The 18,222-nt window shown below is 64.8% G+C and carries 16 protein-coding genes; 8 read left to right on the top strand and 8 right to left on the bottom strand.

All coding sequences use genetic code 11. The annotated features are described in order from the left end of the window. Positions 1 to 147: 147 nt before the first annotated feature. From ppc to SBP02_RS15190, 6 genes are all read left to right on the top strand, one after another. Complete coding sequence (gene ppc, locus SBP02_RS15215) at positions 148 to 2,784, top strand: phosphoenolpyruvate carboxylase (RefSeq protein WP_318642953.1); 2,637 nt, start codon at positions 148 to 150, stop codon at positions 2,782 to 2,784. Positions 2,785 to 3,031: 247 nt separating this feature from the next. After that, the gene (gene adk / locus SBP02_RS15210; protein ID WP_318642952.1) at positions 3,032 to 3,679 is read left to right on the top strand and encodes an adenylate kinase; all 648 of its coding nucleotides are present in this window, start codon (positions 3,032 to 3,034) and stop codon (positions 3,677 to 3,679) included. Between the two features lie 194 nt (positions 3,680 to 3,873). Continuing rightward, positions 3,874 to 4,659 (top strand): 5'-nucleotidase, lipoprotein e(P4) family, encoded by a 786-nt coding sequence (locus SBP02_RS15205; protein ID WP_318642951.1) that lies wholly within the window; start codon positions 3,874 to 3,876, stop codon positions 4,657 to 4,659. Between the two features lie 161 nt (positions 4,660 to 4,820). Then, the gene (gene tsaB / locus SBP02_RS15200; protein WP_318642950.1) at positions 4,821 to 5,501 is read left to right on the top strand and encodes a tRNA (adenosine(37)-N6)-threonylcarbamoyltransferase complex dimerization subunit type 1 TsaB; all 681 of its coding nucleotides are present in this window, start codon (positions 4,821 to 4,823) and stop codon (positions 5,499 to 5,501) included. 102 nt (positions 5,502 to 5,603) lie between these two features. After that, positions 5,604 to 5,945 (top strand): hypothetical protein, encoded by a 342-nt coding sequence (locus SBP02_RS15195; RefSeq protein ID WP_318642949.1) that lies wholly within the window; start codon positions 5,604 to 5,606, stop codon positions 5,943 to 5,945. Beyond that, positions 5,945 to 6,805, top strand: coding sequence for a DUF72 domain-containing protein (locus tag SBP02_RS15190; RefSeq protein WP_318642948.1), 861 nt, complete (start codon positions 5,945 to 5,947; stop codon positions 6,803 to 6,805). Before SBP02_RS15195 ends, SBP02_RS15190 begins: the two co-directional genes overlap by 1 nt. 12 nt (positions 6,806 to 6,817) lie before the next feature. Here the strand turns inward: SBP02_RS15190 and SBP02_RS15185 are convergent, their stop codons facing one another. The 5 genes from SBP02_RS15185 to SBP02_RS15165 all read right to left on the bottom strand — a co-directional run bounded on the left by SBP02_RS15185 (position 6,818) and on the right by SBP02_RS15165 (position 13,073). Beyond that, positions 6,818 to 7,921, bottom strand: coding sequence for a hybrid-cluster NAD(P)-dependent oxidoreductase (locus SBP02_RS15185; RefSeq protein WP_318642947.1), 1,104 nt, complete (start codon positions 7,919 to 7,921; stop codon positions 6,818 to 6,820). A gap of 101 nt (positions 7,922 to 8,022) precedes the next feature. Further along, positions 8,023 to 9,525 (bottom strand): aldehyde dehydrogenase, encoded by a 1,503-nt coding sequence (locus SBP02_RS15180; RefSeq protein WP_318642946.1) that lies wholly within the window; start codon positions 9,523 to 9,525, stop codon positions 8,023 to 8,025. Between the two features lie 27 nt (positions 9,526 to 9,552). Further along, on the bottom strand, positions 9,553 to 10,881 hold the full coding sequence (locus tag SBP02_RS15175) for an NAD(P)/FAD-dependent oxidoreductase (RefSeq protein ID WP_318642945.1): 1,329 nt from the start codon (positions 10,879 to 10,881) through the stop codon (positions 9,553 to 9,555). A 25-nt stretch (positions 10,882 to 10,906) separates the two neighbouring features. Beyond that, a complete protein-coding gene (locus tag SBP02_RS15170; protein ID WP_318642944.1) occupies positions 10,907 to 11,797 on the bottom strand; it encodes a dihydrodipicolinate synthase family protein in 891 nt (296 codons plus the stop codon). Between the two features lie 325 nt (positions 11,798 to 12,122). Then, entirely contained in the window at positions 12,123 to 13,073 is a 951-nt protein-coding gene (locus SBP02_RS15165; protein ID WP_318642943.1) for a LysR substrate-binding domain-containing protein, read from the bottom strand. Positions 13,074 to 13,317: 244 nt separating this feature from the next. Between SBP02_RS15165 and SBP02_RS15160 the strand changes: the two genes are divergently transcribed. Then, positions 13,318 to 14,529: an aromatic ring-hydroxylating oxygenase subunit alpha gene (locus SBP02_RS15160; RefSeq protein WP_318642942.1), complete on the top strand. Its 1,212-nt coding sequence runs from the start codon at positions 13,318 to 13,320 to the stop codon at positions 14,527 to 14,529. Between the two features lie 94 nt (positions 14,530 to 14,623). Continuing rightward, positions 14,624 to 15,565, top strand: a complete 942-nt coding sequence (locus SBP02_RS15155; protein WP_318642941.1) for a DMT family transporter — start codon at positions 14,624 to 14,626, stop codon at positions 15,563 to 15,565. Between the two features lie 44 nt (positions 15,566 to 15,609). Here the strand turns inward: SBP02_RS15155 and SBP02_RS15150 are convergent, their stop codons facing one another. From SBP02_RS15150 to SBP02_RS15140, 3 genes are all read right to left on the bottom strand, one after another. Next, positions 15,610 to 16,206, bottom strand: a complete 597-nt coding sequence (locus SBP02_RS15150; protein ID WP_318642940.1) for a hypothetical protein — start codon at positions 16,204 to 16,206, stop codon at positions 15,610 to 15,612. A 54-nt stretch (positions 16,207 to 16,260) separates the two neighbouring features. Beyond that, complete coding sequence (locus SBP02_RS15145; RefSeq protein ID WP_318642939.1) at positions 16,261 to 17,184, bottom strand: hypothetical protein; 924 nt, start codon at positions 17,182 to 17,184, stop codon at positions 16,261 to 16,263. 120 nt (positions 17,185 to 17,304) lie between these two features. Then, positions 17,305 to 17,691 (bottom strand): hypothetical protein, encoded by a 387-nt coding sequence (locus tag SBP02_RS15140; RefSeq protein WP_318642938.1) that lies wholly within the window; start codon positions 17,689 to 17,691, stop codon positions 17,305 to 17,307. Between the last annotated feature and the right edge of the window lie 531 nt (positions 17,692 to 18,222).

Raw genomic sequence — 18,222 nt, 5'->3', positions numbered from 1 at the left:
ATCCGATGGCGAGAGCAAGTCGGTGTCGGGCTCGCCCTATCTCTAGACTAGACCGCTCTCGGCCGCCCCGGGTTCGTCGGTGTCGCGCGCTTGTAAGAAGTTGCCGCTCTGGGCACTCTTGAGCCAAGCACCGCTGGAGGAAGGACCATGACGGAAATCGACGCGCGTTTGCGCGAGGACGTGCATCAGCTCGGCGAACTGCTGGGCAATACCATCAGCGCGCAACTCGGCGCCACTTTCCTGGGCAAGATCGAGCGCATCCGCAAGGGCGCCAAGGCGGCGCGTCGCGGTTCGGCCGCCGGCGCCGAGCAGCTCAGCGAGAGCCTCGACGGGCTTGGCGACGACGAACTGCTGCCGGTGGCCCGGGCCTTCAACCAGTTTCTCAACCTGGCCAATATCGCCGAGCAATATCACCGGGTGCGCCGGCGTGGCAGCGATGAGCCCGAGCCCTTCGAGGCGCGGGTGTTGCCTGAACTGCTGCAGCGCCTGCAGGCCAGCGGCCACGCCCCCGATGTCCTGGCGCGCCAGCTCGGCAGCCTGGAGATCGAGCTGGTGCTGACGGCCCACCCGACCGAGGTGGCGCGGCGCACCCTGATCCAGAAATACGATGCCATGGCCGCACAGCTGGCGCTCCAGGACCACAGCGACCTGTCCGCCGCCGAGCGCGAGCAGGTCGCCCGGCGCCTGCAGCGGCTGATCGCCGAGGCCTGGCACACCGAGGAGATCCGCCGCAGCAGGCCCAGCCCGGTGGACGAGGCCAAGTGGGGCTTCGCGGTCATCGAGCATTCGCTGTGGCAGGCGCTGCCGAACTTCCTGCGCCAGGCCGATCGCGCCCTGCACGCGGCGACCGGCCAGCGCCTGCCGCTGGAGGCCGCGCCCATTCGCTTCGCTTCCTGGATGGGCGGTGATCGCGACGGCAACCCCAATGTCACCGCGGCGGTGACCCGCGAGGTGCTGCTGCTGGCGCGCTGGATGGCCGCCGACCTGTACCTGCGCGATATCGACCAGTTGGCGGCCGAGCTGTCCATGCAACAGGCCAGCGCGGAACTGCGCGAGCGGGTCGGCGACAGTGCAGAACCCTATCGCAGCCTGCTCAAGCAGCTGCGCGAGCGCCTGCGGGCGACCCGTACCTGGGCCCATGACGCCCTGCGGGGGCCGGTGGCGGCGCCGGCGGCGGTGTTGCAGGACAACGACGAACTGCTCGAGCCCCTGACCCTGTGCTATCGCTCCCTGCATGACTGCGGCATGGGCGTGATCGCCGACGGCCCACTGCTCGACTGCCTGCGCCGGGCGCGCACCTTCGGCCTGTTCCTGGTACGTCTGGACGTGCGCCAGGACTCCAGTCGGCATGCCGCGGCCCTCGACGAGATCACCGACTACCTGGGCCTGGGCCGCTATGGCGAATGGGACGAGCAGGCGCGCCAGGCGTTCCTGCTGGCCGAGCTGGGCAACCGCCGACCGCTGCTGCCGGCGCACTTCGAGCCGAGTGCCGAGACCGCCGAGGTGCTGGCCACCTGTCGCGAGGTGGCGGCGGCGCCGGCCGCTTCCCTGGGCTCCTATGTGATCTCCATGGCCGGCGCGCCTTCGGATGTGCTGGCGGTGCAGCTGCTATTGAAGGAGGCCGGGCTGTTGCGGCCGATGCGCGTGGTGCCCTTGTTCGAGACCCTGGCCGACCTCGACAATGCCGGGCCGGTGATCGACCGCCTGCTCGGCCTCAAGGATTACCGCGCGCGTCTGCAAGGCCCCCAGGAGGTGATGATCGGCTACTCCGACTCGGCCAAGGATGCCGGCACCACCGCGGCGGCCTGGGCGCAGTACCGCGCCCAGGAAGCCCTGGTGCAGGTCTGCGCCGGCCACGGTGTCGAGCTGCTGCTGTTCCACGGCCGCGGCGGCACCGTGGGGCGGGGCGGCGGTCCGGCCCACGCGGCGATCCTGTCGCAGCCGCCGGGCTCGGTGGCGGGGCGCTTCCGCACCACCGAGCAGGGCGAGATGATTCGCTTCAAGTTCGGCCTGCCGGACATCGCCGAGCAGAACCTCAACCTCTATCTGGCCGCGGTGCTGGAGGCCACCCTGTTGCCGCCGCCGACACCGGAGCCGGCCTGGCGCGAACTGATGGACCGGCTGGCCGCCGATGGCGTCCGGGCCTACCGCGGCGTGGTGCGCGAGCACCCGCAGTTCGTCGACTACTTCCGTCAGGCCACGCCGGAACAGGAGCTCGGCCGCCTGCCGCTGGGCAGCCGACCGGCCAAGCGCCGCGAGGGCGGGGTGGAGAGCCTGCGGGCCATTCCCTGGATCTTCGCCTGGACCCAGACCCGCCTGATGCTGCCGGCCTGGCTCGGCTGGGAGTACGCCCTGGGCAACGCCCTGAAGCGCGGGGAGGGCGAGCTGCTGGGGCAGATGCGCGAGCACTGGCCGTTCTTCCGTACCCGTATCGATATGCTCGAGATGGTCCTGGCGAAGGCCGACGCGGCGATTGCCAGGCTCTACGACGAGCGTCTCGTGCAATCGGATTTGCGACCTCTGGGCGAGCATTTACGCGACCTATTGTCGCAGGCGGTGGTCGCGGTACTGGGCCTGACCGGGCAGTCGCACCTGCTGGCGCACAGCCCCGAGACCCTGGAATTCATCAGCGTGCGCAACACCTATCTGGACCCCTTGCACCTGCTGCAGGCCGAGCTGCTGGCTCGCGCCAGGCAGCGTCAGAATGAGGCCGACAGCCCTCTGGAGCAGGCCTTGCTGGTCAGTGTCGCGGGGATCGCCGCGGGCTTGCGCAACACCGGCTGAGAGGCCTGTTGCCGTGCCCCGCGGCAGCGCCGGGCGGGGTCTGTCGGCGGCGTTCCGGGTGCCTTTCGGCCCCCCGGATGTCGCCTTCTTCTGCGACTTTCGGCGGCTTGTGCGCCAGGGGTGCGCTGTGTATCTTGATCGGCCTTCTGGCAGTCTGGCACCCGTGCGAGTGTTGCCGAAACCATTTTGAGATTGGCCCCATGAGGCGAGTCCGACGATTACTAGGTAAATCTTGAGGAGCACATCGATGCGCGTGATTCTGCTGGGGGCGCCCGGTGCCGGTAAAGGTACCCAGGCTGGCTTCATCACCAAGAAGTTCGGCATTCCGCAAATCTCCACCGGCGACATGCTGCGCGCCGCGGTCAAGGCCGGCACCGAGCTGGGCCTGCAGGCCAAGAGCGTCATGGATGCCGGTGGCCTGGTCTCCGACGACCTGATCATCAACCTGGTCAAGGAGCGCATCGCCCAGCCGGACTGCGCCAAGGGCTTCCTCTTCGACGGCTTCCCGCGCACCATTCCCCAGGCCGAAGCCCTGAAGGAAGCGGGCGTAAGCATCGACTACGTGGTCGAGATCGCCGTCGACGACGAGGAGATCGTCAGCCGCATCGCCGGTCGTCGCGTGCACCCGGCCTCCGGCCGGGTCTACCACACCGAGCACAACCCGCCGAAGGTCGCAGGCCGGGACGACGAAACCGGTGAGGAGCTGATCCAGCGCGACGACGACAAGGAAGAGACCGTGCGTCACCGCCTGTCGGTCTACCACTCGCAGACCAAGCCGCTGGTGGACTTCTACCAGAAGCTCGCGGCTGCCGAAGGCACGCCGAAGTACAGTGCGGTGGCCGGTGTCGGCTCGGTGGACGAGATCACCACCAAGGTGTTGGCCGCACTCAGCTGAGTCCGCCTCGCCCTCGATCAACGGCCCGCTTGCGGGCCGTTGTCGTTTCTGCAAGTGGCGCGCCGGAGTCGCTGAGCGTCGTTCACGGAACAGCAATCTTTCTCGCCTAAGCTAGCCTCCGTTTTGGTCTAGACCACGGAGGGATGGTCATAGACCTTAAGTCTTTACCCATGCTAAGGAAGAGAGCGCATTTAATGACCGAGAAAACAGCAAAGAGTGCTATCTGGTTGGGCCTTGCGCTAGCGCTGGCGGGGAGCCCTGCGGCGTTCGCCGATGCCAAGGCGCAACCCAAGGCAGACTGCGCAGTCGCCGAGTTCGCCATGGGGCTGCGCTTTCAGCAGCAGTCTGCGGAAGTTCAGGCCCTGCAGCTGCAGGCCTACAACATCGCTACGCTGAAGCTGGATGCGGCAGTGGCCGCCGCGAAAGATCCGTCGAAGTTGGCCATCGTTACCGACCTGGATGAAACCGTTATCGATAACAGCGCACTGTTGGCGCGGGACCTTGCCAACTGCCACACCTATGACGCCTGGGACACCTGGCTGCCCTGGGAACGAGACGGAACCCCGCAGCTGATTCCCGGCGCCAAGCAGTTCCTGCAGCACGCCGACAGCCTGGGCGTGACCATTCGCTATATCTCGGACCGTTCCGACGAGCAGAAGCAGCACACCCTGGCCACCCTGAGCAAGCTCGGCCTGCCGCAGATTTCGGCGCAGAGCGTGCTGCTGCTGGGGCCACCCAAGGTCGAGCGGCGCGCCATCGTCAGTGCCGATCATCAGGTCGTACTGTTGCTGGGCGATACGCTGCACGACTTCGATGCGCGTTTCCGCAAGACGCCGCTGGCCGACCAGCGCGCCACCGTGGCCGCCGAGGCCGACAAGTGGGGCGCCGAGTGGATCATCTTCCCCAATGCGAGCTACGGCACCTGGTCCAAGGCGCCTTTGCAAGCCTGGGAAGCTGAGACCGTCATCGAGCCCTGGTAAATCGCTGTTTGCAGTGCTTGCGCCGGGCTGTTGTGGCCCGGCGCGTGCCTGTTGCCCGGCTGGCCCGCTCGCGTGACAGACGCGAACTCACGTGATTGCGCTGGAAAAAAAAGCCTCAAGCCGTTTTAATGCCGCTCCCTCTCGTCACCTGTCCGAATGCAATGACTACTCTCCTGGCTCTGGACACCGCCACCGAAGCCTGCTCCGTCGCCCTGCTGCACGACGGCGAGGTGCTCAGCCACTACGAAGTGATTCCGCGCCTGCATGCCCAGCGGCTGCTACCGATGGTCAAGACCCTGCTGGAGGAGGCGGGCGTGGCCCTGTCGGCGGTCGACGCGATCGCCTTCGGCCGTGGGCCCGGGGCCTTTACCGGGGTGCGCATCGCCATCGGCGTGGTCCAGGGCCTGGCCTTCGCCCTGGAGCGCCCGGTGCTGCCGGTGTCCGACCTGGCCGTGCTGGCCCAGCGGGCGCTGCGCGAGCATGGTGCGCAACAGGTCGCCGCCGCCATCGACGCGCGCATGGACGAGGTCTACTGGGGCTGCTACCGGGCCGAGCAGGGCGAGATGCGCCTGCTCGGCGCCGAGGCCGTGCTGCCGCCGGAGCTGGCCGCTCTGCCGCGCGATGCCGCCGGCGACTGGTTCGGCGCCGGCACCGGCTGGGGCACCCACGCCCTGCGGCTGCCGGCGATGCTGGCCGGCCAGGACGGCGCCATGCTGCCCCATGCCGAAGACCTGCTGGCTCTGGCCCGCTTCGCCTGGGCCCGCGGCGAGGCCGTGGCGGCCGATGAGGCGCAGCCGGTGTACCTGCGCGACCAGGTCGCCACGCCCAAGGCACCGCAGTAAAAGGCCGTGCCCCGCTCCGGCGCTCGATTGCCAAGCCTGGCCGGCGGCGGTAGATTGGTCGAACCCCCCTCACAGTTGGCCCACCCGGCCGAGCAGTAACTGATGCGCATCGACGGCTCCATCGCCCCCTACTCGCCAGATCGCGGCCCCCGCTCGGGGACGGCGGTCACGCCCTATCGCGAGGCCCAGCGGGAAGCCGAGGCGCGTCGTGAGCAGCCGGCCGCCCCGGCCAGCAGCCAGGGTTTTGAGCAGGTCCCGCAGTTGCGCCGGGTGCAGGCCAGCAGCGGCGGCAGCGACAACCTGCAGTCGCGCGCCGAGGCGTCCGACTACCGGCCGGCCCTGAGTAGCCGCGCCGCCCAGGCCATCGCCAGCTACAGCAGCACCGCTTCCTTCGCCGCCGAGTCCGACGCGCAGCAGGTGCTGGGGCTCGACCTCTACGCCTAGTGCTGCCCTATTTCCTCGGTTGCCCGTCCTGGAGCGAGCCGGCCTGGCGCGGCACGCTGTACCCGGCCGATGCCCGCAGCAACGACTTCCTGCCGCTCTATACCCGGCTGTTCAATGCCGTGGAGGGCAACACCACCTTCTACGCCAGTCCCTCGGCCGACACCGTGGCGCGCTGGGCCGCGGCGATGCCCGCGCAGTTTCGCTTCTGCGCCAAGCTGCCGCGGGAGATCAGTCACGGCGGCGACCTGCGCGAGCAGCTGGGCGCCGCCGATGCCTTCCGCCGGCTGCTGGCGCCCCTGGGCGCGCGGGTCGCGCCGTTCTGGCTGCAGCTGCCGGCGAGCTTCGGTCCGGCGCGCCTGGGCGAGCTGGCCGCCTTCATCGAGCACTGGGCCGGCGCCGAGCTGGCGGTGGAGCTGCGTCACCCGGCGTTCTTCGCCAAGGGCGAGGAGGAGCGGGCGTTCAACCGCCTGCTGCTGGGGCGCGGCATCGAGCGCATCTGCCTGGATTCCCGGGCGCTGTTCAGTTGCAGTTCCGACGATCCGGCCGTGCTGCATGCCCAGGCGAAGAAGCCGCGCCTGCCGCTGCGCCCGACCGCCTTCAGCCAGGCGCCGCAGCTGCGTTTCATCGGCCATCCCGAGCTGGCGGCCAACGATGCCTTCATGGCGCCCTGGCTGGACAAGCTCGCCGCCTGGATCGAGGCGGGGCGCACGCCCTACGCCTTCCTGCACACCCCCGACAACCGCCTGGCGGCGCAGCTGGCGCGGCGTTTCCATGCCCAGCTGATGCTGCGCCTGCCCGGTCTTCCCGACCTGCCCGAGCCTGCCATCGCGGCGCCCAGCCCGCAGCTGGGCCTGCTGTGAGGCGCGCGGCGCCTAGTACTCGACCTCGACGGCGCCGCTGACCCGGGTGCAGCAGCTCAGCACATAGCCCTCGGCGATCTCTTCGTCGCTGATGCCGCCGTTGTGCTCCATGGCCGCCTCGCCGCTCAGCACCCGCACCTTGCAGGTGCCGCAGATACCCATGCCGCAGGCCTTGGGGATGGTCAGGCCGGCGCTGGCCGCGGCCTCGTACAGGGTGCTGCCCAGTGCCGCCTGCACCGACTTGCCGGACTCGCTGAAGGTCACCCAGTGGCTGGCCTGGGGTTCTTCGGCCTGAGCTATCGCAGCCTGTTCCTCGGCCGTGGCGATATCCTCGTCCGGCGTCGCGCCGAAGGACTCCTCGTGGTAGCGCGCCATGTCGTAGCCGGCCTCGCCGAGCAGGCGTCGCACCGCGCGCATGTAGGGCGCCGGGCCGCAGCAGAACACCTCGCGCTCGAGGAAGTCGGGGGCGATCAGCTGCAGCATCTCGCGGCTGAGGAAGCCGCGGTAGCCGCCCCAGATCTGCCCGGTCTCGTTGCGTTCGCAGATCAGGTGCAGCTTGAAGTTGTCGATGCGCGTGGACATGTAGTCCAGTTCGGCACGGTAGATGATGTCGGCCGGGGTGCGCGCGCTGTGGGCGAACACCATGTCGACCTCGGTATTGGTGTTGAAGAACCAGCGGGCCATGGACATCACCGGGGTGATGCCGACGCCGCCGGAGAGCAGCAGCACCTTCTCGGCGGGAAAGTCGATGCAGTTGAACTGGCCGACCGGGCCGTGCACGGCGATCACCCCGCCTTCGGTGAGGTGCTCGTGCAGCCAGTTGGACACCCGGCCGCCGGGCACGCGCTTGACCGTGATGGAGAAGCTGTAGGGAATCGAGGGCGCGCTGGAGAGGGTGTAGGAGCGCATCACCTGCTCGCCGTCGATCTCCAGCTCCAGGGTGACGAACTGCCCGGGCTTGAAGAAGAACAGCACCGGCTCCTGCATGCTGAAACAGAAGGTGAGGACGTCCGCGGTTTCGCGGATGACCTTGAGGCAGCGCACCAGATGGCGGCCGTTGGCCCAGGTCTGGGTGTTGACCGGATTGAGGTATTCGCTGCTGGTGAGGCTGCTCATGGGCGTTCTCGGTAGCAAGGACCCGGCCCGGCAGTCGGGCTGCCGGGCCGGGGCGGGTTCAGAGGTTGGGAAAATATCGAGTGAGTATTTTCACCGCCTCATTAGGACAGCTGGATCCAGGTGGTCTTCAGCTCGCAGTACTGGTCGTGGGCGTAGATCGACTTGTCGCGACCGCCGAAGCCGGACTGCTTGTAGCCGCCGAACGGGGTGCAGATGTCACCCTCGGAGAAGCAGTTGACCGACACGGTGCCGGCGCGGATGGCGGCGGCGATGCGGTGGGCGGTGTTGATGTTGGCGGTCCACAGCGAGGCGGCCAGGCCGTAGCAGGTGTCGTTGGCGATGGCGATGGCCTCTTCCTCGGTGTCGAAGGTGATCACCGCCAGCACCGGGCCGAAGATCTCCTCCTGGGCCACCGAGGCGGCGTTGGAGGGGGCCTCGAAGATGGTCGGGGCGACGAAGTAGCCGCCGCTCTCGGCGTGCAGGCGCACGCCGCCGGTGACCAGCTTGCAGCCCTCGGCCTTGGCCTGCTCGATATGCCCCAGGACTTTTTCCATGTGCGCCTCTTCGATCAGCGCACCGAGGCGCACGGCCGGGTCCAGCGGGTCGCCGGTGGCCCAGTCCTGCAGCTGGCCGAGCATCTCCTCGAGCAGGGCATCCTTGAGCGAGCGGTGGACGATCAGCCGCGAGCCGGCCGAGCAGTTCTCGCCCATGTTCCAGAAGGCCGCGGCGAGCACGTTGCCGGCCACCGCCGCGAGATCGCCGGCGTCGCCCATCACCACCTGGGGGTTCTTGCCGCCGCACTCGAGCACCACGCGCTTGAGGTTGCTCTTGGCCGAGTATTCGAGGAACAGCCGGCCGACTTCGGTGGAGCCGGTGAAGGCGGCCAGGTCGATGTCCGCGTGCAGGCCGATGGCCTTGCCGGCGGTGTGGCCAAGGCCCGGCACCACGTTGAGCACGCCGGCCGGGATGCCGGCCTGATGGGCCAGTTCGGCCAGGCGCAGGGTGGCCAGGGAGGTCAGCTCGGCGGGCTTGAGCACCACGCTGTTGCCGGTGATCAGCGCCGGGCCGAGCTTCCAGCCGGCCATCATGCAGGGGAAGTTCCACGGCAGCACGGCGCCGACCACGCCGATCGGTTCGCGGCGGATCATGCCGACGTTGCCCGGGCTGGACGGCGAGATGGCGTCGTACAGCTTGTCGCCGGCCTCGGCGTGCCAGCGGATGGTGTTGGCGGTGTCGGGGATGTCGATGCCGAAGCATTCGCCCACCGGCTTGCCAGCCTCCAGGGATTCCAGTACCGCCAGCTCCAGGCGGTGGGCGTCGATCAGGTCGGCGAAGCGCAGCATGGTGGCCTTGCGCTCGGCCGGCGCCAGTTTCGACCAGACGCCGGCGTCGAAGGCGGCGCGGGCGGCCTGCACGGCGGCGTCGACATCCTCGGCGTCACAGGCAGCCACCTCGGTGATGACCTGGCCGGTGGCCGGGTTGAGGGTGGCGAAGGTCGCGCCGGAGCGGGCGGGCACGAAGCGGCCGTCGATAAAGGCCTGGTTGCGGTATTCCAGGCGCTCGAGCTGCTGGTCGATGGCGCTGCGGGTGAGGGCGTCGGTCATTGTCTGTCTCCTGAAGGATGAGAGGTCTCAGAGTTCCACGCCGGCGGTCCATTCCTTCCAGGCGAGGGCGGAACGCACCCCCAGGCCGAGGAAGGGTTCCGGCGGATTGCTGCAGGGCTTCGGTTGTTCGAGCATGATGCTCAGCAGATCGCTGTCCATCCCCAGGGCGTACTCGGCGATCAACTTGCCGGCGATGGTGCTGCGGGTCAGGCCCAGGCCGTTGCAACACACCGCGCTGAACACCCCGGGGGCGATCTCGCCGAACACCGAGCCGGAGTTGCGCGAGATGCACAGCGCGCCGCCCCAGGTGTATTCGAACTCGACGTTCGGCAGCATCGGGAAGCGGTTGTCGAACGAGCGCCGGTGGGCCTGCTTGACCCGTTGCAGGGTGGCGGCCGAGGCCTGCACCCGGGGGTTGTAGGTGAAGGAGTTGCGCACGCAGATGCGCCCGTTGCCCAGGCGCCGCACCGTGGAGCCCAGCGGGTCGGCCGGGATCAGCCCCCAGCTGTCCTCGCCGCCCAGGCGCGCCAGTTCCTCGGCAGTCAATTGGCGGGTCATGCTGGCGTAGGTGTAGATCGGCAGCAGGCGGCCCTTGAGGCCGAGCTGGCCGAAGTTGGCGGCGTAGGCGTTGTTGGCCAGTACCAGGCGCGGCGCCTTGATGAAGCCCTGGGCGGTGGTCAGGCTATGCACCTGGCCGGTTTCGATCTTCAGCACCGGGCTGTCCTCGAACAGCCGCACGTTCTCCGGCAGGTTCTGCCCCAGCCCGCGGGTCAGCGCCGCCGGCTGCACCAGCACGCAGCCGGGGGCATGCAGGCCGGCCTGGTAGAAGTCGCTGCCGGTGACGGCCTTCATGTCCTCGGCGCTGAGCAGGCGATAGGGCTCGCCCAGGGCCGACAGGCCCTTGGCGAAGGACTCCAGGGCGTGCATGCCGCGGGCATTGGCCGCGCCGTGCAGCTTGCCCTGCTCGCGCCAGTCGCAGTCGATGCCGTGGCGCTGGACGATCTCGCGGGTGTAGTCGATCGCGCCGCGGCTGAGGCGAATGATCTTGTGATCGGCCTCGTGGCTGCTGGTGTAGCTGTGCGAGGTCAGGTCATGGGGCAAATCGACCATGAACCCGGAGTTGCGCCCGGCGGCGCCGAAGCCGACGCGCTTGGCGTCGATCAGCACCACCGAGGCGTCCGGCTGCAGTTCGCCCAGGCGGCGGGCGGCGGCCAGGCCGGCGAGGCCGGCGCCGAGTACCACCCAGTCGGCCTGCACGGTGCCGCGCAGCGGCGTGCTGGGGGGCGGCGGCGGCAGGGTCTCGTACCAGCCGCAGTGACCATCGTCCTGGGGCAGGAAATTGCATTGCAGCTGCATGGGCACTGCCTCCGGGCCTGGTGGCTTAAGAACGATGGGCGATCAGTTGCTCATAGGTCTGCTTGAACGCCGCCAACTCGGCCTCGTTCAGCGGCAGCAGCGGACGACGGGTCGGGCCCACCGGCAGGCCGGCCAGCTCGCAGCCGGCCTTGATGTACTGGCAGAACTTGCCGCCGCCTTCGAGCAGGTTGAGCATCGGCAGCAGGCGCTGGGCCAGCTGGCGGCCCTTGAGCATGTCCTGCTCGACCACGCAGGCCTGGTACAGGGCCACGTGCTCGCGGGCGAGGAAGTTGGAGGCGCCGCAGACCCAGCTGCGCGCGCCCCAGGTGAAGAATTCGAGGATCTGGTCGTCCATGCCGCAGCTGGTCTGCAGCTGGTCGGCGTATTCCTGGGTCAGGGTATGCATGCGCTCGATCGAGCCGGTGCTCTCCTTGATCGCCTGGAAGTTCGGCCGGCCCTTGAGGGCGTCGATGAACTCGAAGCTCATCGGCGTGCCGGTGCGGGCCGGGAAGTTGTAGAGCATGATCGGCAGATCCAGGGCGTCGTCCACGCACAGGGCATGGGCGAGCAGCTCCTCCTGGGTCGGCTGGCAGTAGTAGGGCGCGGCCAGGAGGATGCAGTCGAAGCCGGCGGCCTTGGCGTATCGGCCCAGGTCCAGGCTTTCCTCGGTGCTGGTGGCGTTGATGCCGGCCATCAGGGTGATGCGGCCCTTGGCCTGCTCGGCGACGGCGTCGAACAGCCGCTTGCGCTCGGCGTTGCTCAGGGCGTAGTACTCGCCGGTGGTGCCGCCGATGATCAGGCCGTGCACGCCGTCGCCGATCAGGCTGTCGATGACCTTGCCGAGCGCCTCGAAGTCAATGGCGCCGGCGGCGTTGAAGGGCGTTACTACGGGAGTCCAGATACCATCGAAGTTCATGCGCTCACCTGAGTCGTAAGGGATTGAATGGGGGGCGATTTCGAGAAAAGGTTACGGCCGTTCGGCGCCGGGCAAAAAGCAACATTTAGGGCCGTTAATTAATAATCCATGGTTATGGATTGCTGCCTGCAACTCGGCACAGGCATAGAAAATCGCCGGGAACAATTATTGACGGCGCATAGCGACGGGCCGCAGGGAGGGCAGACCATAAAAAAACCTGCCGGCGGCAGGTTTTTTTATGGTTGGGAAGATTGGGTTAATCCCAAGTGAGTCTGGCGAGCGTTATCGATAACTTGAAGTTCGGGCTAACAATAACTTGAAGTTATCAAACTTGCTGCATCAGCCAGTCGCGCAGCCGGCAACAGGCCTCGTCGTCTTCCTTGTCCTCGTTGAAGGTCAGGTAGTGCTGGCTTTCCTTGTGCACCACTTCCTCGGCTACCGGGCGTACCAGCAGGCCCTGTTCGACCAGGTGGCCGACCAGGTGGTGCCAGCCCAGCGCCACGCCCTGATGGTTGAGCACCATCTGGATCAGCATGTTGTAGTCGTTGGCGTTGAAGAAGTGCGGGCTGTCGCTGCTGCGCGCCTCGATGTCGACGTTGTGAAAGGCCAGCCAGACGCCCCAGTCGACGTGCTCGGCGACCTGGGAGCGGCCGTAGGGGCTGAGGTTGAGCAGCACGCTGTCGCGCAGGCCCTCGATGCTGCCGAGCTCCGGGTGGTCCTGCAGATAGCCTGGCGTGCAGATCGGGTAGATGACGTCATGGAACAGCGGCGTGCTGCGGTAGCCCTCGCGCACCTTGGCCATCTTGGTGATGAAGATGTCCGGGCGCACTCCCGGCTCCATCGACAGGAAGTTCTGCGTGGTGATCAGGTTGAGGTCGATGTCCGGGTTGGCGCTGAAGAAGCTCGGCAGGCGGTGGGCCAGCCACAGCGCGGAAAACGCCGGCGAGCAGCACAGGGTCAGCACCCGCTTGCCGGCGTTGTGGGTGCGGATGCGCTCGGCGGCCTGGGCGATGTTGACGAAGGACAGCTGCACCGCGTCGTAGAAGATCGAGCCGGCGGCGGTCAGCTCCACCGCGCGGCCGGCGCGCTTGAACAGCTCGGCGCCGAGATAGGTCTCCAGTTCGCGAATCTGCCGGCTGATGGCCGCCTGGGTCACGCACAGGGCCTCGGCCGCGCGGGTGAAGTTCTGGTACTTGGCCGCCGCGACGAAAGACTTTACCGCGCGCAGGGAGGGCATCTTGATCAGCGTCTGATCGGGTTCGGTATGTATAACCATAACAACAGGTATTCAATATCCTGAATAAAAAGTCGGTTCTGCTGACTATAGCCGGCCTCTAGACTTTCCAAGGTGGCGACAGCGATAACGCGCCCCGGCGCTGGGCCCGGAGAGTATCCGAAAGCGTCTTCTAACAGTAGCCCTGGTCGCCCGGGGCAAACCCCAGTGGATTTCCGATGGTTTGCGCAGTGTGAAGATAAACATTGCGCGATCGACTCATGAATAAGTGTTGGAGGGCATATAAGTGAACAACAAAGCAGCGGTGGCAGACCTCATCCAGCAACGTAAACCGCGTCATGCGCTGCCGCGCGCGCTTTATAGCGACGAGCAGGTCTATCGCCAGGACCTCGAGCAGATTTGGCACAAGGAATGGATCTTCGCCGGCCATACCTTCGAGCTGGAGAAGCCGGGCCAGTACCTGACCCTGCAGATCGGCGACTACCCGGTGGCGGTGGTGCGCGGCGGCGACGGACAGATCCGCGCGCTGCACAACGCCTGCCGCCACCGCGGCTCCAAGGTGTGCACCGAGGCCAGCGGCAAGGTCGCCAAGCTGGTCTGTCCCTATCACAAGTGGACCTTCGACCTGGACGGCAAGCTGCTGTTCGCCGGCAACATGGGCGTGGACTTCAACAACGCCGACTACGGCCTCAAGCCGGCCCACTGCGAGGTGGTCAACAGCTACATCTATGTGTGCGTGGCCGAGCAGGCGCCGGACTTCGAGACGTTCCGCGCCGCCGTCTCGCCCTTCATCGCCCCGCACAACCTGGACGACTGCAAGGTGGCCTTCGAATCCAACCTGGTGGAGAAGGGCAACTGGAAGCTGGTGTTCGAGAACAACCGCGAGTGCTTCCACTGCGACGGCACCCACCCCGAGCTGATGAACTCCTTCGTCGAGAACCTCTCGGTGGCCGGGGTCGGCGGTGAGGAAGACCCCGAGCTGGTCGAGCACTGGAACCGCTGCGAGGCGGCCGGCCTGCCCAGCCGCCTGGTGATGGACGAGCACGGCCAGTTCCGCATGACCCGCATCCCCCTGTCGGCCGGCGCCGTCAGCTACACCATGAACGGCAAGCCGGCGGTGGCCCGCCGCCTGGACACCAGCGGGGTGGAGAACATCGGCGCGCTGCTGTACTTCAACTACCCCTCGACCTGGAACCACTTCCTCGGCGACCACGCCCTGAGCTTCCGCGTGCTGCCCCAGGGGCCCAACGAGACCCTGGTGACCACCAAGTGGCTGGTGCCCAAGGACGCCCAGGAAGGCCTCGACTACGACCTGGAGACCCTGACCCGGGTATGGCTGGCCACCAACGACCAGGACCGTCGCCTGGTCGAGGGCACCCAGGCCGGGGTCAGCTCGCCGGCCTACGAGCCGGGGCCCTACTCCTCCATCGCCGAGAACGGCGTGTGCCAGTTCGACGACTGGTACTGCGCCACCATGGCGCGCAAGCTGGCCGACTGACGGCCCCTGGCATGCAACCGGCGGCCCCGCATAACCCTAAGGGCGATGCGGGGCCTAGTCTTGGCCGACCCTCGCTCAGCAGGTATCCCCAATCATGCACAGTGCGCCACCCCTGGTCCTCAACGACGGCTACGCCCGGGGCTTCGTCCTCGTGCTGCTGTCGGCCTTCTGCTACGGCCTGCAACCGCTGTTCGCCCAGTATGCCTATGCCGGCGGCGCCGACCCGGTGGGCCTGCTGCTGGTACGCTTCTGCACCGCCGCCGCGATCCTGCTGCTGTTCCTGCGTTTGCGCGGCATACGCCTGCCGCGCGGGCGGCTGGCCTGGCAGAACCTGCTGGTGGGCATCGGCTATGGCTGCGCGGCCCTGGGCTACTACACCGCCAGCCGCAGCACCTCGGTGAGCCTGGCGGTGATCCTGATGTTCTCCTTCCCGGCCTTCGTCACCGCGCTGTCCATCGCCTACCTGGGCGAGCGCACCAGTGCCCTGAAACTGCTCAGCCTGGTGCTGGCCCTGGGCGGCGTGCTGCTGGCCAGCGGCCTGAGCCTGCGCGGCAACCTCACCGGGATACTCTGGGCGTTGTTCTCCGCCCTGAGCTATGGCGCGGCCATCGTCTACGGCACCCACAGCATCCGCCACGAACAGCCCCTGGCCTCGGCGGCCATGGTGCTGCTGGGCTGCGCCCTGACCTTCGCCGTGGCCGCGCTGTTCTGGGGGGCGAGCACGCCGTCCGGGGCGTCGGCCTGGTGGGCGATGCTGGGCCTGGCCCTGTTCGCCACCATACTGCCGGTGGCCCTGTTCCTCGCCGGCTCGCCGCTGATCGGCTCGTCCGCCGCCTCCACCCTGTCGACCCTGGAGCCGGTGGTGGCGGTGACCATCGCCGTATTGCTGATCGGCGAACAGATTAGCGCCGGCATGCTCGGCGGCGGCCTGATGGTGGTGGTGGCGGCCATAATCCTCTCGCGCCAGGGCGGCACCTTGCCGGAGCCTGCCCTGGTGCCGGTCCCTGTGCCGGAGGAGCCGGACGAGGGGCTGTAGTGCTGGCTGGGGCAGGGCGGCGCAAGTTCGCGTGGCGCGACTTGTTAAACGTAGTTCGCTTCCCAAACCAGATGGCGGACTTGAATTGGTGCATTGGCTTCCATCGGCGCAAGCACATGAACGAGTTCTTCTGATTCAGCAAGGTTCACCACATGCTCAGCTAATAGGCTCTCAATTCTATCCAAATACTCAGGCACTTTTTTGTGAAAGGCCAATGAACTCTTTCCTTTTTTAAATGGGTTCTGAATATGCAGCATGGTGCCACATTTATCGTATAGTGTTTCGAACTGCTTTCTAGTCAGATATCCACCACGAATTTTATTCCAACCTTTCTTATTCCACCCGCTGATCGGAATGGGATAAAACTCAGGGTTGATGCCTTCAATCTTCCGAAGTATCCTTGCAGCATGCCAGTCCTTGGCAATATCGCTTCTGACAGAACGGTAAGCCTCCTGGTAGGACACGAGCGAGGAGTAGGCGATTAACTCAAGTAATTTCCGTAACTGTAGTGCTTCAGATTCAATTGTGGTTTGGAGATAGGTGCAGTGAGTTTTCCCGCTAGTAAAGTCACGTAGCGTTTCTATCCGGTATCGACACTCCCGCATCATTGATGCATATTTTCTGCGATTTTTGCTTTCCATGTTTTACCGTTTAACGCCGCTAGTAGGGGCCGAAAAGCCAGGACGAGGCGTCGTTTATTGCCCCCTCTGCCTGGCCGTGTTAGCCTTTTTCACCGCGTTGTAATGCTCTGCTATGGTTTTCTTGAAACCGCTCCTTTCTCTGAGTAGGAAGAGTAGTGACCAAAGGCTAAAACCAATAACACTAGATTGTAGGTTGCCTCGTACTATGCCTGAAGAGAAATTCAACTGACCAAAATTATCCTCTGCTGCTTTTGAGAAAACCATACAGTCAGCGACGTTTACTTGTTGGATGAAAGTTAAGATCGGGTTTTGGTCTCCATCTATGTGGAATGGAACATGAAACCATATCTTTTCAGTAATGTTGGTTAGAGCTTTGGTCGCGAGTTCCATGTTGCCTTTAAGACCCGGAGCTAATACCAGTAGATTGGTGTGGCGGCTATTAAGTCTATGCACCTCGATACCCAACGCAATTAATTGCTGGCGTTGTTGAAGGAATAGCTGGCCTTGATCCCTATTGTAATGAGCAAGAAATGCTGCTTCTTCAATAGTGCAATTTTTCTGAATTTTATCGACGGCGTGGGAGAGTGCATTGGCGTAAATCTGGCAATCAGTTGTTAGCTTTGCGCACTGCGAGAAAAACGCATCAATTTCACTGGCTGCCTGCATGCGTAGCTCAGATAGAGCCTGTGCCTTCCAGTTGTAGGTTGCTGTTGCGTAAGCAATCAAGAAACCGATCACGGTAACAATTGAACTCAACAAAGCTGTTTTGGTGCTCTCTGACTGAGCAGCAAACCAATCGATTAGCTGAGCAGGTGTATAGGCTTCAGTGCCAAAAATACTATGACTGTTATAGTAAAGCCCGAGCGCAAGAAAAAGCATTCCATAAAGATTTGCGATGAAGAATCTTATAATGAGGCCGCTTGTTGCGAATGCATAGAACAAAGGAACTGAAGTCGATGGGGAAATTTTCGAGAACATGATGTCCCTGTATGGTTAAAGTTTAGTTAAGCTGCCGGGGCGTTTTGGCGCGGAGCTTGTAAAAGCAAGCGGAGTGACAGGTTGTCTGGTCAGCTTTAACTTCATGTTGTGCGGGGCTCTCTATTCGTTGATGGACTCGAATGTTTTGGGCTTGAAACCAAGAGCACCCGCAGTCATTTCGGTAATGCATTGATCTACCAGTTCGCGGGATGTTGGAACCTCCGAGCCACCAGCTATCGCATTTTGACAGGTCACGAGCCCTTTGCTGGTCAAGGCTAACAGTTCGACTTTACCGGCTTTGCCGCACTTCTCGAGCCAGCCTTGCTCAAGCCAATAACTGATGGCCCTAGGGCTCGCAAGTGATCTTAAAATGTCACGCCTCATCGGTTTTCCTTTTACGAGTGTCGAGTTCGGAAGACAAAGTTCGAATGCAGCTATCGTTCGTGCACGCCCTTTCGAAGTCAGTGGGCTTTCGTAGTTTCCCGGAAGATAGAAAATCTGTGTCATGCACATTTCCTCATGTCCGCATAGCAGTGATTAGGTGGGATTCTGCGCTAATCCAATAGTCGCGAATCCCGCATTGTTCCGCATCATGCCGCCTAGCTTTCGATAAAAATCAAATGCCAATCAAGAGCTTAGGGAAACCCTGAAAAAGTCCTGATTTCGTGAGTTCGTTAGCCTGCAACCCGCATGGTTACTGGGATGAGTTTTCCAAGAACTGACTTTTTCAGACCATCCTTAGGCCGGCACGCCTGTCGGGGCGCGTATTCGCGTGATTTCCGCATTTTGTTTGTCCATTACTGCTGTATACAGACGCAGCCCCAAAAGTCGGCATAACCAGGCCACCCTGCAAACCCCGTCTGCGTGAACAGTTCAGGGCGATGATGCGTTTGCATCACGACAGCATCCGTACCGAGATGGGGCGTTGGATGACTCGGTTGATGGAACTCGCTGTGCAAGCAGGGGAAAGATCTCCGGCGTCCTGCCTGCGGGGTGCGCATTGCATGGGTTGAAGCTACCCGAATGCGGAATGCCGCC

The organism is Pseudomonas benzenivorans, assembly GCF_033547155.1.
GTDB lineage: Bacteria > Pseudomonadota > Gammaproteobacteria > Pseudomonadales > Pseudomonadaceae > Aquipseudomonas > Aquipseudomonas benzenivorans_B.
The sequence above is the reverse complement of the archived record's forward strand: the minus strand, read 5'-3'. Positions and strand labels throughout refer to the sequence as shown.

What these genes read in the sequence shown, in the direction of transcription:
- SBP02_RS15165 (WP_318642943.1), bottom strand. Translation starts at nt 13,073, where the DNA reads ATGGTTATACATACCGAACCCGATCAGACGCTGATCAAGATGCCCTCC.
- SBP02_RS15185 (WP_318642947.1), bottom strand. Translation starts at nt 7,921, where the DNA reads ATGAGCAGCCTCACCAGCAGCGAATACCTCAATCCGGTCAACACCCAG.
- SBP02_RS15180 (WP_318642946.1), bottom strand. Translation starts at nt 9,525, where the DNA reads ATGACCGACGCCCTCACCCGCAGCGCCATCGACCAGCAGCTCGAGCGC.
- SBP02_RS15205 (WP_318642951.1), top strand. Translation starts at nt 3,874, where the DNA reads ATGACCGAGAAAACAGCAAAGAGTGCTATCTGGTTGGGCCTTGCGCTA.
- SBP02_RS15140 (WP_318642938.1), bottom strand. Translation starts at nt 17,691, where the DNA reads ATGACACAGATTTTCTATCTTCCGGGAAACTACGAAAGCCCACTGACT.
- SBP02_RS15155 (WP_318642941.1), top strand. Translation starts at nt 14,624, where the DNA reads ATGCACAGTGCGCCACCCCTGGTCCTCAACGACGGCTACGCCCGGGGC.
- SBP02_RS15195 (WP_318642949.1), top strand. Translation starts at nt 5,604, where the DNA reads ATGCGCATCGACGGCTCCATCGCCCCCTACTCGCCAGATCGCGGCCCC.
- SBP02_RS15170 (WP_318642944.1), bottom strand. Translation starts at nt 11,797, where the DNA reads ATGAACTTCGATGGTATCTGGACTCCCGTAGTAACGCCCTTCAACGCC.
- adk (WP_318642952.1), top strand. Translation starts at nt 3,032, where the DNA reads ATGCGCGTGATTCTGCTGGGGGCGCCCGGTGCCGGTAAAGGTACCCAG.
- SBP02_RS15150 (WP_318642940.1), bottom strand. Translation starts at nt 16,206, where the DNA reads ATGGAAAGCAAAAATCGCAGAAAATATGCATCAATGATGCGGGAGTGT.
- SBP02_RS15175 (WP_318642945.1), bottom strand. Translation starts at nt 10,881, where the DNA reads ATGCAGCTGCAATGCAATTTCCTGCCCCAGGACGATGGTCACTGCGGC.
- SBP02_RS15145 (WP_318642939.1), bottom strand. Translation starts at nt 17,184, where the DNA reads ATGTTCTCGAAAATTTCCCCATCGACTTCAGTTCCTTTGTTCTATGCA.
- ppc (WP_318642953.1), top strand. Translation starts at nt 148, where the DNA reads ATGACGGAAATCGACGCGCGTTTGCGCGAGGACGTGCATCAGCTCGGC.
- tsaB (WP_318642950.1), top strand. Translation starts at nt 4,821, where the DNA reads ATGACTACTCTCCTGGCTCTGGACACCGCCACCGAAGCCTGCTCCGTC.